The 15616-nt window shown below is 57.0% G+C and carries 12 protein-coding genes; all 12 read left to right on the top strand.

Going from position 1 to position 15616, the window contains the following annotated elements:
- Positions 1–6 precede the first annotated feature (6 nt).
- The 12 genes from ACMWJS_RS06590 to tri1 all read left to right on the top strand — a co-directional run bounded on the left by ACMWJS_RS06590 (position 7) and on the right by tri1 (position 15280).
- Positions 7–1005, top strand: a complete 999-nt coding sequence (locus tag ACMWJS_RS06590) for a hypothetical protein (RefSeq protein ID WP_048029471.1) — start codon at positions 7–9, stop codon at positions 1003–1005.
- A gap of 9 nt (positions 1006–1014) precedes the next feature.
- Entirely contained in the window at positions 1015–1827 is an 813-nt protein-coding gene (locus ACMWJS_RS06585) for a type VI secretion system accessory protein TagJ (protein ID WP_414746825.1), read from the top strand.
- On the top strand, positions 1820–2383 hold the full coding sequence (gene tssE, locus ACMWJS_RS06580) for a type VI secretion system baseplate subunit TssE (protein ID WP_024909842.1): 564 nt from the start codon (positions 1820–1822) through the stop codon (positions 2381–2383). Before ACMWJS_RS06585 ends, tssE begins: the two co-directional genes overlap by 8 nt.
- Before the next feature lie 2 nt (positions 2384–2385).
- Complete coding sequence (gene tssF, locus ACMWJS_RS06575) at positions 2386–4257, top strand: type VI secretion system baseplate subunit TssF (RefSeq protein WP_048029473.1); 1872 nt, start codon at positions 2386–2388, stop codon at positions 4255–4257.
- The gene (tssG, locus tag ACMWJS_RS06570) at positions 4254–5297 is read left to right on the top strand and encodes a type VI secretion system baseplate subunit TssG (RefSeq protein WP_414746824.1); all 1044 of its coding nucleotides are present in this window, start codon (positions 4254–4256) and stop codon (positions 5295–5297) included. Before tssF ends, tssG begins: the two co-directional genes overlap by 4 nt.
- Positions 5298–5335: 38 nt before the next feature.
- Positions 5336–7951: a type VI secretion system ATPase TssH gene (gene tssH / locus ACMWJS_RS06565; RefSeq protein ID WP_414746823.1), complete on the top strand. Its 2616-nt coding sequence runs from the start codon at positions 5336–5338 to the stop codon at positions 7949–7951.
- Positions 7952–7975: 24 nt separating this feature from the next.
- Complete coding sequence (locus ACMWJS_RS06560) at positions 7976–9394, top strand: serine/threonine protein kinase (protein ID WP_045352220.1); 1419 nt, start codon at positions 7976–7978, stop codon at positions 9392–9394.
- Positions 9395–9627: 233 nt separating this feature from the next.
- A complete protein-coding gene (locus tag ACMWJS_RS06555; RefSeq protein ID WP_231597158.1) occupies positions 9628–10038 on the top strand; it encodes a hypothetical protein in 411 nt (136 codons plus the stop codon).
- 64 nt (positions 10039–10102) lie between these two features.
- Positions 10103–12031, top strand: coding sequence for a type VI secretion system Vgr family protein (locus ACMWJS_RS06550; RefSeq protein ID WP_414746822.1), 1929 nt, complete (start codon positions 10103–10105; stop codon positions 12029–12031).
- Positions 12032–12042: 11 nt separating this feature from the next.
- Positions 12043–12837 (top strand): DcrB-related protein, encoded by a 795-nt coding sequence (locus ACMWJS_RS06545; protein ID WP_063621951.1) that lies wholly within the window; start codon positions 12043–12045, stop codon positions 12835–12837.
- Positions 12838–12839: 2 nt separating this feature from the next.
- On the top strand, positions 12840–14180 hold the full coding sequence (locus ACMWJS_RS06540; protein ID WP_063621950.1) for a PAAR domain-containing protein: 1341 nt from the start codon (positions 12840–12842) through the stop codon (positions 14178–14180).
- Positions 14180–15280 carry an ADP-ribosylarginine hydrolase Tri1 gene (tri1, locus tag ACMWJS_RS06535; RefSeq protein WP_334755009.1) on the top strand — a complete coding sequence of 367 codons (1101 nt, stop codon included), beginning with the start codon at positions 14180–14182 and terminating at the stop codon, positions 15278–15280. Before ACMWJS_RS06540 ends, tri1 begins: the two co-directional genes overlap by 1 nt.
- Positions 15281–15616 lie beyond the last annotated feature (336 nt).

Below are 15616 nucleotides of genomic sequence, written 5' to 3'. Positions count from 1 at the left end.
AACGATATGAAACTTTGGCTATCGGGTTTGGCACTTCTGGCGGCGACCTCTACCGCGCAGGCTGAAAATTTCCGCATCGTGCAGTCTCCTGCGCAGAAGCTGGATATCTGGATCGACAACATCAAAGACAACACGCCGCAGAGCTGGTGTAAGCCTGAGGTGGCGCTGCGTATTGTGGCGAACGGCAAGAAAGACGTCTCCGTGCTGGAGAACTTTGTGCCGCGTCTTGGCTCACTGCTGGAACACCAGTGCAGCAAAGTGAATAAACTCAGCTGGACGCTCAACGATCCGGCGGGTACCACGCTGGCGCAGGGTACGGCTGGCAAAGCACAGGACTGGGCGCTGGTGGTGAAACAGGAGCAGGCCGCGTCTGCCGCGACCGTCACCGCCACCCCAGCCAGCGGCGCGCTACTGCCGCCCGATCAGAACGTGGCTTCCCGCACCGTTGCCGCCGACCGTACGCCGTGGCAGGAGTTTACGCTTCAGGACGGCTGCCACCTGCGCACCTTCTGGGAAGGGGGCGCTTCTGCACCGGCGCTCTTTATTCCCGATTCTGACACCACCCGTTGCGGGAACGGCAGCTGGCTGAGCGGACACACCGTTGTGTCGCAGTCCCGCAACGGCGGGCAGAAAGAGATGGCGGTGACATACATTCATGGCTTCCCGGTCACCGGGCTGAATCAAAGCGCCGACCCGGAAAACGCGCTGATCACCTCCGTCAACAAAGAGCGCATGGTATTCAGCACTCCAAACAGCGACCAGAGCTGGATGATCCTGCCTTACGACAACGCCCTGAACAGCTGGAAGAGCAACGGCACGGTCGCGGTGGAGATTTCCCGTGAAACCGCCAGCGATGATGCAAAACTGCAGGCGCGTATCGCGGCGGTGAAAAAAACCTGGAGCGCCTGGGTGGCACCCGGCACCCCGCTGAATATCGTTCTGATTGACACCCTGCGTCCTCAGCTGCGCGATCCAGCCGTCGGCGCATGGCGCGCGGCAAATTAAGGAATGGCAATGAATACGCTCTATCAACACCTGGCGGGTGAGTCGCTTAACGATGCGCTCGCGCGTCTGGAAGCAGAAATCAAAGCCCGTCCGGCGGATGCCGACCTCCGCGCCGCGTTCGTGCAGTTTTTAACCCTGAGCGGCAACTGGACACGTGCCCTGACCCAGCTAAAAAGCTGGCTGGCGCTGAAGCCGCAGGCGAAGCCCACCGTCACGCTGCTGGAGCAGTCCATTCAGGGCGAGCTGCAGCGCGCGCAGGTGATGGCGGGACAGGCGCGTCCGGCGATGCCTGAAACCCAGTGGCCGTGGCTGACCACCCTTGCCGCGGCGCTGAGCGAGGAGCGCGAGCGCGCGCAGGCGCTGCGTCTGGAAGCCCTTGAACAGGCGCAGGCAAACCCTGGTAGTGTCACCCTTGAAAACGAGGAGACGCAGGCCTTTGAGTGGCTGATGGACGGCGATGCCCGTCTCGGCCCGGTGTGCGAAACCATCGTCAACGGCCGCTATTTCTGGCTGCCGTTTAACGCCATCGCGGAGATCCGTTTCCAGGCGCCTGCCAGCGTGACCGATCTGGTCTGGCGTCACGCGCTGGTGCGCCTGACCGACGGAACGGAACAGGTGTGTCAGATCCCGGCGCGTTACCCGTTTGCAGCCGACGCCTCTGATGCGGTCAAACTGGGACGCACCACCGACTGGCACCCGCTCGATACTGACGGCACGCTGTATGAAGGCCAGGGCCAGAAGGCCTGGCTGAGCGAGCAAAGCGAAAGCCCGCTGCTGTCCTTGAACCTCGTGACGTTCGCGACGGATGGAGCCGATGAGTAATCCCGCTGGCGAAGGCGATCTGCTGCGCAGCGGCTGGCAAGCCCGCAGCAAGCAGGAGAAGGTGGGGGCGCGCGACAAAATGCAGCCTTCGCTGCTCGATCGCCTCACCGATAACGATCCGGAAAAAAAGCGCGAGTCGGCCAACAGCAATCTGATCACCCACGCCGCCCTGCGTCGCAATGTGCTGCGGGATCTGCAGTGGCTGTTTAATACCATCAACCACGATGCCTCCGGTGATTTGAGCGCGTTACCGCACGTGAGCCGCTCGGTGGTTAACTTCGGCGTCGCGCCGCTGGCCGGGAAAAGAATGTCGGACATCGAATGGCACGACATTCAGCGCAAGCTCACCGAGGCTATCATCAATTTTGAACCGCGCATTTTGCCGCAGGGGCTGCAGGTCCGCTGCGTGTCGGATACCTCCTCGCTGGATCTGCACAACGTGCTCTCCATCGAGATAAAAGGGCGTTTATGGTGCGTGCCGTACCCGCTGGAGTTTCTGTTTCGTACCGATGTCGATCTGGAAAACGGCCATTTTGAACTGAAAGATGCGGGGTAATCATGGAAAGTAAACTGCTCGAATACTACAACCGTGAGCTGGCCTACCTGCGCGAAATGGGGGCCGAGTTTGCCGAACGCTACCCTAAAGTCGCCGGACGGCTGGGCATGCGCGGCATCGACGTGGCGGACCCGTATACCGAACGCCTGATGGAAGGGTTCGCCTTCCTGACCTCCCGCGTGCAGATGAAAATGGACGCGGAGTTTCCGCGCTTCTCCCAGCGTCTGCTGGAGATGATTGCGCCGAACTATCTTGCGCCCACGCCGTCGATGGCGATTGCGGAGATTCAGCCCGACAGCAGCCGGGGCGACCTGAGCAAGGGATTCATTGTGCCGCGCGGTACCATGATGGACAGCCTGGCGCTGAAAAAAACCGGCGTGACCTGCAGCTATACCACGGCGCACGAGGTCAACCTGCTGCCGCTGAAAATCGACAAGGTCGAGCTGGGCGGTGTCCCCGCCGATTTGCCGCTCGCACAGCTGGGTCTGAGTCAGCGGGGGATCGGCAGCGCCCTGCGGATCCGCATCGCCTGCGACGGCCCGCAAAATCTCGGGCACCTGGATTTCGACCGTCTTGAGTTTTTCCTCGCCGGTCCGGATATCGAGGCGCTGAAGCTGCTGGAGCTGGTGATGGAGCACCACGCCGGGATCGTCTGTCAGACGGTCAGCCCGCAGCCGCAGCGACAGCTGCTGGCGTCGGACGCGCTGCGCCAGGAGGGTTTTGAGCCTGACCAGGCGCTGCTTCCGGACGATCTGCGCAACTTTGACGGCTATCGTCTGCTGCAGGAGTATTTCGCCTTTCCGGCCCGATTCCGGTTCATTAGCCTCAGTGGCCTGAGCACGCTGATCCAGCGCTGTGAAGGTGAGAAAGCCTTCGACATCTTTATCCTGCTGGATAAGTCGGATGAACAGCTGGAGCGCGTGGTCGATGCCAGCCACCTGGCGCTGCACTGCACCCCGGTCATCAACCTGTTCCCAAAGGTCGCGGCGCGTCAGAAGCTGAATGAAGGCCAGCATGAATACCATCTGGTGGTCGATAACATCCGTCCGCTGGATTATGAGATTTACGCGGTCAAAAAAATCTATGGCAGCGCGGATGGTCAACGCGATGACCAGACGTTTCGCCCGTTCTGGAGTACCTGGAGCGGTGATGCGGGCAACTACGGAGCCTATTTTTCCCTGCGCCGTGAACAGCGCGTGCTGTCCGAGCATGCCCTGCGCTACGGCACCCGTACCGGCTATATCGGCTCGGAGGTCTTTGTCTCGCTGGTGGATGAACAGCACGCCCCCTGGCAGGAAAACCTGCGCTATATCTCTGCCGAGGTGCTCTGCACCAGCCGCGACCTGCCGCTGATGCTGCAGCAGGAGCTCGGGCAGTTCATTATGGCGGACTCCATGCCGGTGAAATCCCTCACGCTGCGTAAAGGCCCGACGCCACCGCGTCCGGCGCTGGCCGAAGGGTTCAGCACCTGGCGGCTTATCAGCCAGCTGCAGATGAACTACCTCAGCCTGATGGACAGTGACAATGAGGAGGGGGCTGCCGCGCTGCGCCAGCTGTTAGGACTGTACGCTAACCTGGCCGAAACGCCCGTTGCGCGTCAGGTGGAAGGCGTTCGTCACTGCGTGCTGGAGCCGGTTCACCGCCGCGTGCCTGAACCCGGCCCGGTGGTGTTCGCCCGCGGGATCGGCATTACCCTGACGGTGGATGAGCGAGCCTTTTCGGGGGCCAGTCCGTGGCTCTTCGGCAGCGTGATGGAGCGTCTTTTTGCCCGCCTGGTCTCCATCAACAGCTTCACCGAGTTCTCCCTGAAAAGTCAGCAGCGCGGCGAGATTGGCTACTGGGCGCCGCGCATGGGTAAAAGGGCGCTGATATGAGTGACGCTGCCACTGCACCGCTGCGCGTGCATCGCCTGACGAAGCTGCCGGATGCGTTCTGGCACGGCGTCCGCGAGACGCCCTGGCGCTACGATCTGTTTCAGCTGTTAAGGCGCATTGATGCCCAGGGCGGCGAGCGCTACCCGCTGGGCCGCGCGCCGCTGCCAAAATTTGAACCGCTGCGCATCGGCCAGCAGCCGTCGATGAGTTTTGCTCCGTCGACGCTGGCCAGGGTGCGTCAGCGGGAAGAGAGCGGGCTGCATGAGGTGTCTATCCTCAGCTTCGGCCTGTTTGGCCCGAACGGCCCGCTGCCGGTCCACATGACCGAGTACGCCCGCGAGCGTATTTATCATCATCAGGACACCAGCCTGAGCGCGTTTGCCGATCTGTTCCACCATCGTCTGGCGCTGCTGTTTTACCGCGCCTGGGCGGATGCGCAGCCTACCGTCTCGCTGGACCGCGCCGATAACAAGCGCTTTGAGGGCTATCTGGCGTCGCTGATTGGGATGGGCCAGCCGGGTCAGATGGACAACGGCAGCCTGAGCTCACACGCGCGCTTTACCCACGCCGGGCACCTGACCCGTCACGGGCGGGATCCGGAGGGGCTGGAGAAGATCCTGCGCAGCTATTTTAAGGCGCCGGTCAAACTGGTCAGCAACGTGCCGCAGTGGATGCCGCTCTCCACGCGCGAGCAGGCGCAGCTGGGAGCAGTACGCCGCATGCCGCGCATGGGTGAGTCCGCCTTTCTCGGCGTCGCCGTCCGCGACGTGCAGCATAAGTTTCGCATCGAGATTGGCCCGCTGAGCGCGGAGGAGTACAACCGCTTTCTGCCGGGTGAAGCGTGGGTCACCGAGCTGCGCGACTGGGTGCGTCAGTACGCCGGAGTGGAGTTTGAATGGGAAACGCGGGTGATCCTGCGCGCAGACGCGGTGCAGGGCGCCACGCTCGGCAGTCATGCGCGATTAGGCTATAACACCTGGCTGGGCCTTCAGCCGCAGCCTGTCCCGCGCGGCGATCTGGTGTATCGCGCAGAGCGGTAATCCTTCCGTATACCGAATCATTGTTAATGGAAACTAACATGTCAGAAATTAGCCGTGCCGTGCTTTTCGGCAAACTGGATACGCTGTTATTTACCTCTCTGGAAAGCGCCACTGCGTTCTGCAAGCTGCGCGGCAACCCCTATGTTGAGTTGGTGCATTGGCTGCATCAACTGATGCAGCAGCAGGATGGCGATCTGCAGCAGGTCATCCGCCACTTTGCCCTTGATGAACAGCAGCTGACGCGCGATATCGTTGCCGCGCTGGATGTGCTCCCGCGCGGGGCGAGTTCCGTTTCCGATCTCTCCGAGCATATCGACAGCGCCGTGGAGCGCGCATGGGTCTTTGGCTCACTGAAGTTTGGCGTCAGCCGCATTCGCGGCGGCCATTTGCTGATCGGCATGCTGAAAACCTGGAATCTGGCCAACGTGCTGAAAAGCATTTCGTCGCAGTTTACCCGCCTTAACGTCGAGGTGCTGATTGAGCAGTTCGACGCTATTTGCGCCAACAGTAAAGAGACGCAGCAGGCCGCTGCCGCCGTCGATGCACCGGCGGGTGCAGTACCGGCTGCTCAGGGGACGCTGGCCCAGTACGGTCAGGACCTGACCGCCCGCGCCCGCGACGGTAAGATTGACCCGGTTGTCGGGCGCGACGAGGAGATCCGCCAGATGGTCGATATCCTGATGCGTCGTCGCCAGAACAACCCGCTGCTGACCGGGGAAGCCGGGGTCGGCAAAACGGCGGTGGTGGAAGGTCTGGCGCTGCGTATCGCCGACGGCGACGTGCCGGAGCCGCTGCAGAACATTCAGCTGTGGCTGCTGGATATCGGCATGCTGCAGGCCGGTGCAGGCATGAAAGGCGAGTTTGAAGCCCGTCTGCAGGCGCTCATTAACGAAGTCCAGTCCAGCGCCACGCCGATCATTCTGTTTATCGATGAGATCCACACCCTGATTGGCGCAGGCGGCCAGCAGGGGACCGGCGATGCGGCGAACCTGCTGAAGCCAGCTCTGGCGCGCGGCCAGCTGCGCACCATCGGGGCCACCACCTGGGCGGAATACAAAAAGTACATTGAGAAAGATCCGGCGCTGACCCGTCGTTTCCAGACGGTGCAGGTACACGAGCCGGACGAAGCGAAAGCCATTCTGATGCTGCGCAGCACCGTGTCGCCGCTGGAGACGCATCACCAGGTCCTGCTGCTCGACGAAGCGGTCAGTGCGGCGGTGAAGCTGTCGCATCGCTACATTCCGGCGCGTCAGCTGCCGGACAAAGCCGTGGCCCTGCTCGACACCGCCTGTGCCCGCGTGGCGGTCAGCCAGAGCGCACCGCCTGCGCAGCTGGAAGACTGCCTGCGCCATCTTGCCGCGCTGGACGTGGAAATTGAGATTGCCGAACGCGAAGCGCGCGTGGGGGCCGGTGATGCCGATCGCGTCACGGTATTACGCGCCGAACGCAACGCGTATGAGACAAAACGCGCAGCCCTGGCCGAGCGCTGGGAAGAAGAACGCAGCCTGGTGCAGGAGATCATCCGCCTGCGCGCCGCGCTGTTCGCGGCGGGCGAGGAAAATACCGCTGAGCTGCGCGGCAAGCTGGCGGAACAGCAGCAGGCGCTGAACGCCTTACAGGGTGACGAGCCGCTGCTGTTTGCCGCGGTGGATGAAAACGTGGTTGCCGCGGTGGTCTCTGACTGGACCGGGATCCCGCTGGGCCGGATGGTGAAAAACGAGATCGACGCGGTACTCAACCTTGCCGATACGCTAAACCAGCGCGTTATCGGCCAGCGTCACGGTCTGGATCTGATTGCCCGCCGCGTGAAAACCTCGCGGGCGAAGCTGGACGACCCGAACAAGCCGGTGGGCGTCTTTATGCTGTGCGGCCCGTCCGGCGTCGGTAAAACCGAAACCGCGCTGGCGCTCGCCGAATCCCTGTACGGCGGCGAGCAGAACGTCATCACCATCAACATGAGCGAGTTCCAGGAAGCGCACACCGTCTCCACCTTAAAAGGTGCGCCTCCAGGGTACGTAGGGTATGGTGAAGGCGGGGTATTAACCGAGGCCGTCCGCCGCCGCCCGTACAGCGTCGTGCTGCTGGACGAAATTGAAAAAGCGCACCCTGATGTCCACGAAATCTTCTTCCAGGTCTTTGATAAAGGCTGGATGGAGGACGGCGAGGGGCGCCACATTGATTTCCGCAACACCATTATTATTCTGACGTCCAACGTCGGCACCGAGCTGATTAGCGCCATGTGCGCCGATCCGGAGTTGATGCCGGAGCCGGACGCCTTGAGCGGTGCACTGCGCCAGCCGCTGCTGGAGGTGTTTCCGCCCGCGCTGCTGGGCCGTCTGCTGGTGGTGCCGTATTACCCGCTCAGCGACGAGATGCTGGGGCAGATTGTTCGCCTGCAGCTCAGGCGCATTCAGCGTCGTCTGGAAGAGAATCACAGCATTATTTCTGAGTTTGACGACAGCGTGGTGGAACAGATTGTTCAGCGCTGTACCGAGGTGGAGTCGGGAGGACGCATGGTGGATGCTATTCTGACCAACACCCTGCTGCCCCAGATGAGCCAGATCTTACTTACCGCCAGCCGCAGCGACGAGCAGTACCGACGTCTGCATGTCACCTGCGAGCAGGGCGAGTTTCACTGTCAGTTTGCCGCGTAATAATCATCAAGAGAACTGTAAAAGATGACGGATAATGATAACAATCGGACTGTCCCAAACGCGCTCCCGGTCGGGTACCGCTTCAACGAGTTTGAAATCAAAGAGGTGATCGGCGGCGGCGGTTTTGGCATTGTCTATCGCGCGTGGGATCACCAGCTCGAACGCACTATCGCTATCAAAGAATTTATGCCTTCCTCGCTCGCCGTACGCGGCGACGACATGACCCTGGTGCTCCGCAGCGAGCGCTTTGGCAAAGCGTTCTCCGCGGGCCTGAACAGCTTCATTCAGGAAGCGCGTCTGCTGGCGCGCTTTAACCACCCGAACCTGCTGCACGTCCTGCGCTTCTGGGTGCAAAACGACACGGCCTATATGGGGACGCTGTTTTACAGCGGCACCACGCTGTCACGCCTGCGTGAAGAAAAGCCGGAGCTGATCAACGAAGCCTGGATCCGCCGCACGCTGCCGATGCTGTTCGGTGCGATCAAGACCATCCACGACGAAGGCTACCTGCACCGCGACATCTCTCTGGATAACATCCAGATTCAGGATAACGGCCTGCCGGTGCTGCTCGATTTCGGCTCCGCGCGCCGCACGATTGGTAACCTTTCCGACGAAACGGAAACCATGCTGCGCCCGGGCTTTGCACCGATTGAGCAGTACACCGACGACAACGAAAGCGAGCAGGGCCCGTGGACGGATATTTACGCCCTCGGCGCCGTGCTGCGTACCCTGATTGTGGGTTCTCCGCCGCCGGTCAGCGTGGTGCGCTCTATTCAGGATACCTGCAAACCGCTGGTGGAAATCATGCCGCAGGGCTATTCCATTCCGCTTCTGCAGGCCATTGACCGCGCGCTGGCGCTGCACATGGAGGATCGTCCGCAGTCCATCGACGAGTTCGCCGCGCTGATTGAGATGCCGGTCGCCGGGATTAACGACGTGCTGACGGCGAAAAAGCCCGGCACGATGCTGGTACCGGTGGAGGAGGAACAGCCGGCGTCGCTGCTCGACTGGCGTCGCTACAAGATCCCGGGCATGGTTGCCGCAGGCGTGCTGGTCGGCGTTGTCGCTGGCGCGATGCTGTTCAGCGGCGGTAACGATGCGCCAGAGCAGGCTGCGCAGGCACCGGCAGAGACGCGTCCAACCGAAACCGCCGCGAACGCCCCAGACGTGAAGCCAGAAACGGCGAAGGTGAGCGAACCGGCGACGGCACAGCAGACGCCACCGCCTGCCGCGAGCCCTGTTGCCTTGGTCTATATCCGCATCCTCGACGGCGAAACGCTGAAAGTGAACGGCGAGCCAAAAGCGCTGCGCCCGGGAACCAACGGCTATGCATCGCTCAAGCTGCCAGCCGGTGAGGCGAAGATTGAACTGCAGGGCAACGGAAGAACGCGTGGCCAGACGCTGGATATTGCCAAGCCGGGCACCTGGCTGGTGAATCCGTAGGAATATAAACAGGAGATACTATGGAAGTGTACAATCTTCGAAGCCAGAGGCTTCACATCCAAAGGAATGTGAGAAGGTTGTCTCTCCTGTTTATGCGTTTTGAATTTAACCCTAATCTGGAGAGTTGAGTTGAAGCCAACATGTGCCTCCCCATTTTTGTAAATAATAATATCGGGCGTACACAAAACAACCTCGCTCATTTAAATAGCAATCTATGGTATTTCTGGGGAAGCATGGATCTTCTCGCAATGTTACTTTATTGCGTGAATTCAGTTCGCCACGACAGAATTCCATTCATTTCTGATGCAAAAGCGTTTGGTGATTCGTTGCATTATTATGCAGGTGATGGTTTCAGCATTTTGGTCATGCTTTTTTTTGTGCTTGACTTACTTTTATTACTCTCTTTGTTTACTTCGGCCTGGTTATTCTTCAAGCGAAAGATTGGAGCGGTTAAATTTGCACTTGCTCAGGAATTATTTCGCTTGATTTCATTCAGATGTTCGGTCTCATTGTTCCCTCTTTTATTAAGTATGTTTGATATTTCAAACATCTGGTTGAATGTAGGTTTATTTGTCACATCAGAGTCACTGAAAATCTACTCTCTTGTTTTTTGGATGATCAAGAGGGAAAAGCCCCTTTCTTGAATGACGCTTTATCACAGATGCGAACCCCTTTTCTGCATCGCATAAGCTAGATGGAATAAAGATTATGCTCAACCGAATTACCGTTCAGCTCCCGGTGGAGGGGCTTCTGTTCTGGAAACTGACGGGCCGCGAGTCGATGTCCGAGTCGTTCGCGCTGACGCTGACCGTGCTCGGCACGGACGCGCGCATTGACCGCAGTAAGCTGCTGGGCCAGCCGGTCACGGTGACCATCCCGACGCAGAATCTGCTGACGTCCCGCTATATTAACGGCAAGATTACCCGCGTGGCGGTCAGCGCCGTTGAGCTGACGGGCACCCGCTATGCGGTGTACCAGCTGACGGTGGAGCCGGACCTGTGGCCGATGAAGCGCGACCGTAACCTGCGTATCTTCCAGGGCCAGACGGTGCCGCAGATTGTGAAAACGCTGCTGGGTGAGCATCAGGTCAACGTTGAGGACAAACTCACCGGCAGCTACCGGGTGTGGGACTACTGCGTGCAGTATCAGGAGTCGAGCCTGGACTTCATCAGCCGCCTGATGGAGCTGGAGGGGATTGCGTATCACTTCCGCCATGAGGCGGACAAGCACACCCTGGTGCTCACCGACGCCGCCACGCAGTACCAGCCGTTCAGCGGCTATGAGGTCATTCCTTACCATCAGACGCCGTCAGGCGGCAGTACGGATGAAGAGGGCATCAGCCAGTGGGCGCTGGAGGACAGCGTGACGCCGGGGATTTACAGCCTCGACGACTATGACTTCCGCAAGCCGAACGCGTGGCTGTTTCAGGCCCAGCAGAACCCGGCGTCGCCGAAGCCGGGCAGCATCGACGTGTACGACTGGCCGGGTCGCTTTGTGGACAAGGGGCACGGGGAGTTCTATGCCCGCATCCGTCAGGAGCGCTGGCAGGTGGAGCATCAGCAGATTCAGGCCACCGCGACGGCGGCGGGGATTGCGCCCGGGCACATCTTCACCTTAACCAACGCGCCGTTCTTCAGCGACAACGGCGAGTATCTGGTCACGGCGGCGGGTTACCACCTCGAAGAGAACCGCTATGCCAGCGGCGAGGGGGAGACCATACACCGTACCGATTTCACGGTCATCCCGTCGGCGGTGGTGTACCGTCCGGCGCAGACCACGGCGTGGCCGCGCACCTACGGCCCGCAGACGGCGAAAGTGGTGGGGCCGAGCGGGGAAAGTATCTGGACGGACAAATACGGTCGGGTGAAGGTGAAGTTCCACTGGGACCGGCTGGCGAAGGGCGATGACACCAGCTCCTGCTGGGTGCGCGTGTCGAGCGCGTGGGCGGGCCAGGGCTACGGCGGGGTGCAAATCCCGCGCGTGGGCGATGAGGTGGTGGTGGACTTTATCAACGGCGATCCGGACCGTCCGATCATTACCGGTCGCGTGTACAACGACGCGAGCATGCCGCCGTGGGCGCTGCCAGCTGCGGCGACGCAGATGGGCTTTATGAGCCGCACGAAAGACGGTTCCGTGGACAATGCCAACGCCCTGCGGTTTGAGGATAAAGCGGGCGCAGAGCAGGTATGGATCCAGGCCGAGCGCAATCTGGATATTAACGTCAAAAACGACGAAACACATTCTACTGAAAAAAATCGAACCCAGTTTGTTGGCGAAGATGAAACCTTACGGGTAGCGAAAAATCAGAAATCAGGGATTAAAGGCGATGTGGTATGCCTGACGGGGAACAGTCGAAACGATAAAGTCGTTAATAATTTTATACTTTCCGCAGGAAATACGCTGAGACTGGAATGTGGTGAAAGCGCCATCGAGCTATCAAAAGACGGCAGCGTCCATATCATTGGTAATAACTTTAACTTTACTGCGAAACAGAATGCGCAAATTAATACGCTTTCTGGCGAATTACATTTGAACCCTGATGATGGACAAAATGTCATCGATCCGCCTGGCGCATCCCTTCAGGGTGAAATCCAGCAGGAAGTGGATAGTTTTTTTGTTATTAATGGCAATAAGTAAGAGTAACCCGAATGGCTGAATATATTCTTCAGGAAGCATCCCTTGCCTTACCCGATGTATTTAAAGACAGAACCATGAATTTATTTACCCTGAGTGATAACGGAGCCAGCGAGTTTACTTTTGTTGTTTCTCGTGCGAGTGCTAAAAACGAAGATAAAGTCCATGATGCGGCAACTCGTTTGGTACGTGAACTGGAAATTACGGTGCCCGACTTTCGTCTCGAATCCTCGCAGATGACCTCTGTTGATGGTCTCCCGGCGGTTGAGCTTTTTTATCAATTCAAAAATGATAATGCGATCATTTTCCAGAGGCAGACCGTTATTTTGCTCGGTGACCATCCTGGCGGCCAAAAGATGGTGTGTTATATCGGTACTTGCCCGGGCGAGTTTAGCGATTATTATCATAATCAATATCAGGAAATTATTCGCAGTATTAAGTTCCACAAACCCGCTCAGACTGAAACCCAAGAAATGCTCGCTGCCGACAGCCAGGGGCCATTTTTTGCGCTTGATAGTGAGAGTAAGGTACTCAGTGTCTTTGAAAACATTCAGGAACTGTATGGACACCTTTCGCTTCAGCGGGCGAAAGAGGGGCAGTATTTGCTTTTTGAAAAGCGTGGCAAACCACTCAGTATTGCACCCGTTCCGGACAGCCAACCCCTTCGTTACGCGCTCTGGACGACTTCCCCTGACAAATCACATCACTTGCTTTCACAGCTTTCCGTATGTCGCCAGGTCTCTGGTTCTGACCAACTTAATACACTCGATCGGATACGTGGGTATCTGATGGCACAGCGAGCCGAATAGTTATGTCCGAATGTCTGGCCGCTCGCGTAGATGATGAGATTGCTCATACAGCCTCAAAAGGCTGGATGATCGCAGGATTGGTTGGTGGGGCAATTCTGGGCGCAGCTGCTGTCGTCGTCACCGGAGGGACCGCGCTGGTTGCTGTTTCTGCCGTTGCGGCCGGGGCCTGTGCTGCGGGTGGGTTGGGTGAGCTCCTCGGCAGTATGTCATGGGCTCCACGCCATACTACCGGTACGCTAAAAGAAGGTTCACCCAATGTCTTTATCAACAGCCGAAAGGCTATCCGCGCTCATCTGTCAGCCGGAGAGTGTGACGAACACAGCGGTAGTCTGCAACGGGTTGCCGAAGGTTCGATAAAGGTTTACATCAACAACTTTCCCGCCTCTCGCACTGGCGATAAGCTGACATGCAGCGCTGAGATTAGCCAGGGATCGCGAAATGTTATTATCGGTGGAAGCAAGGTTCAGACCGATGAAATAAGTCCTGAAATCCCGGAATGGGTGAACTGGACGATGCTCGCCGTTGGTGCCGGAGCCATGGCGGTGCTAGCCAGTCCAGCAATCGCCCTTCTGAGTACCCTCGGTGCGATGGGCGGTGGGACTATTGGTGGCTACGCGGGTGGAATGCTGTGTGGCGAAGGTAGCGACGGTCAGAAATGGGGGATGCTGATCGGCTCCGTTATCGGCGGCGGGGCTGGTATTAAAGGCGGGGCACGGTTTGATGCGTGGCGGGCTGGTAAAATACCGGCAGTTAGACCTGTCGAAGCAAGCCCATTAGGCGCTACAGGTTTAAATAAACCGAAGATGAGTTTATCCGAGGCTGTAGGTAAAGACCTGTCGAATACATGGATAACGAAGGGAAGACAACTTGCTGAACAAGGGGATAAACGACTCTCCTCCCTGCTAACCGATGATGAAGTAGGGGCTCTTTACGGTTATACTACGAATGAAGGTTATCCGATGGTTAACAATGCGCTAAGAGGTCAGGCTGAACTTACACCAGAAATACAAGCCTTTGCGGATCACGCCACTAACGCGCTTGATAAGCTTCCTTCCTATGAGGGGATAACATATCGAGGCGCGACGTTACCTGAAAACGTACTAATGGAAAACCAAGTGGGTAATGTTGTTTCTGATCCAGCATTTATGAGCACCGATCAGAAAGTTCCTTTTTCGGGAGATGCCACGATTACAATTAATGGTAAAACTGGTAAGCCTATTGATTTTCTTTCTGAATATAAAGGAACTGAAACGGAAGTGCTTTTCAAACCAGGTACCAAATTTGAAGTTGTTGAGCGTGTTGATTCTGGTGGTAAAACCGCGCTTACATATAAGGAATTATAATGATCGATCTGCACACTGATTTAAATACGTTACTAAAGTATGTGGACAAATATCGACAATACTTACCCGTTAGCAGTCCTTTGGTTCAGCGGAGGATGCAGTATACTTATGATAATAAACCCTTAGAATCATCGCCGAATAGTGATGCACAAAAACAATGGGACTTAACACCATCATGTAACATCTCACTAGCGGAATCGCGAGATCGTGCTGTTGGTGCGCTTATTGGTCTTGCTGTTGGAGATGCTGTAGGGACGACGCTCGAATTTTTACCTCGTGACAAAGCACACGTCAAAGATATGACAGGTGGTGGGCCATTTCGACTTCGCGCCGGCGAATGGACGGATGATACATCCATGGCATTATGTCTTGCGGAAACGCTTCTTGAGAAAGGTGATGCTGATACTACCTGCTTCAGGAATAAGCTTTTGGCATGGTATCAGCATGGTTATAACAGTTCAAATGGCGTCTGTTTTGATATAGGTAATACAACGCGATTTGCTTTAGAGCAATATTTAACAATTGGCCCAGGATGGAGCGGCAATACTGCGGCAGAAACTGCAGGTAATGCTTCCATTATCAGACAAGCCCCTGTCTCTATTTTTTTTAGAAAGTCATTAAGCAAAGCGTTTTATGAAGCTAAAAAACAGAGTATCGCAACACACGGTGCCGCGGAAGCAATAAATAGCACACAGTATTTAAGTTATTTGCTTGTGCATATGATTAACGGTAGCAATAAAGATTTTGTTTTTTCTCCGCACGTTATGCCGCTTCAGCCACGCGTAATGATTATCAACGCGGGTGAATATAAGCAAAAAAATCGCAATCAGATTCGTTCAAGTGGTTACGTTATTGATACGCTTGAGGCCGCGATGTGGTCCGTATGGAATACGAATAATTTCCGTGATGCCATTCTACTGGCAGCTAACCTTGCCGATGATGCTGACAGCGTTGCAGCGACGGCGGGACAAATCGCGGGGGCATTATATGGTTATTCCGGTATTCCGCAGGAGTGGAAAAACAAACTCGTACAGCACGAACGTATCGCCAAAATGGCAGGTGAACTGTTCGATAGAGCTCCAGAGGATAATTTCTTATAATTATATTAGTCATATGGCACGGGTATTGTACCGTGCCTCTTTCTTTGTCTGTCCCTAATGGTTTGTTAGTTAAAAGCGTCCCGGCGTGTCAAAAATTGGACAATACACATTCTTCGAGAAGAGAAGAGAAGATGTGGTGACCATGGTTTGTGGATAAAGAAAATTATATTGAGTTGGGTTGAATTAATGGCGTCACTGATATAGTCAATCAGCGGTTTGGGCCAATATTACGCCTGGTAGCAAAATCTATCGCCGCGTTAAGCTGTATCTTGTTGTTTTATGGTATTTGGTTTGGAAAAGGAGTGTGATGCGAAGTGAGATGACGACACGACAATG

This window comes from Enterobacter sp. HK-058-C-ECC (genome assembly GCF_047531125.1).
Lineage (GTDB): Bacteria > Pseudomonadota > Gammaproteobacteria > Enterobacterales > Enterobacteriaceae > Enterobacter > Enterobacter quasiroggenkampii.
The sequence above is the reverse complement of the archived record's forward strand: the minus strand, read 5'-3'. Positions and strand labels throughout refer to the sequence as shown.

Coding starts and splice junctions, on each gene's coding strand:
- ACMWJS_RS06540 (WP_063621950.1), top strand. CDS start 12,840: ATGTCCGAATGTCTGGCCGCTCGCGTAGATGATGAGATTGCTCATACA.
- tssH (WP_414746823.1), top strand. CDS start 5,336: ATGTCAGAAATTAGCCGTGCCGTGCTTTTCGGCAAACTGGATACGCTG.
- tri1 (WP_334755009.1), top strand. CDS start 14,180: ATGATCGATCTGCACACTGATTTAAATACGTTACTAAAGTATGTGGAC.
- ACMWJS_RS06590 (WP_048029471.1), top strand. CDS start 7: ATGAAACTTTGGCTATCGGGTTTGGCACTTCTGGCGGCGACCTCTACC.
- ACMWJS_RS06545 (WP_063621951.1), top strand. CDS start 12,043: ATGGCTGAATATATTCTTCAGGAAGCATCCCTTGCCTTACCCGATGTA.
- ACMWJS_RS06550 (WP_414746822.1), top strand. CDS start 10,103: ATGCTCAACCGAATTACCGTTCAGCTCCCGGTGGAGGGGCTTCTGTTC.
- ACMWJS_RS06555 (WP_231597158.1), top strand. CDS start 9,628: ATGGATCTTCTCGCAATGTTACTTTATTGCGTGAATTCAGTTCGCCAC.
- ACMWJS_RS06560 (WP_045352220.1), top strand. CDS start 7,976: ATGACGGATAATGATAACAATCGGACTGTCCCAAACGCGCTCCCGGTC.
- ACMWJS_RS06585 (WP_414746825.1), top strand. CDS start 1,015: ATGAATACGCTCTATCAACACCTGGCGGGTGAGTCGCTTAACGATGCG.
- tssE (WP_024909842.1), top strand. CDS start 1,820: ATGAGTAATCCCGCTGGCGAAGGCGATCTGCTGCGCAGCGGCTGGCAA.
- tssG (WP_414746824.1), top strand. CDS start 4,254: ATGAGTGACGCTGCCACTGCACCGCTGCGCGTGCATCGCCTGACGAAG.
- tssF (WP_048029473.1), top strand. CDS start 2,386: ATGGAAAGTAAACTGCTCGAATACTACAACCGTGAGCTGGCCTACCTG.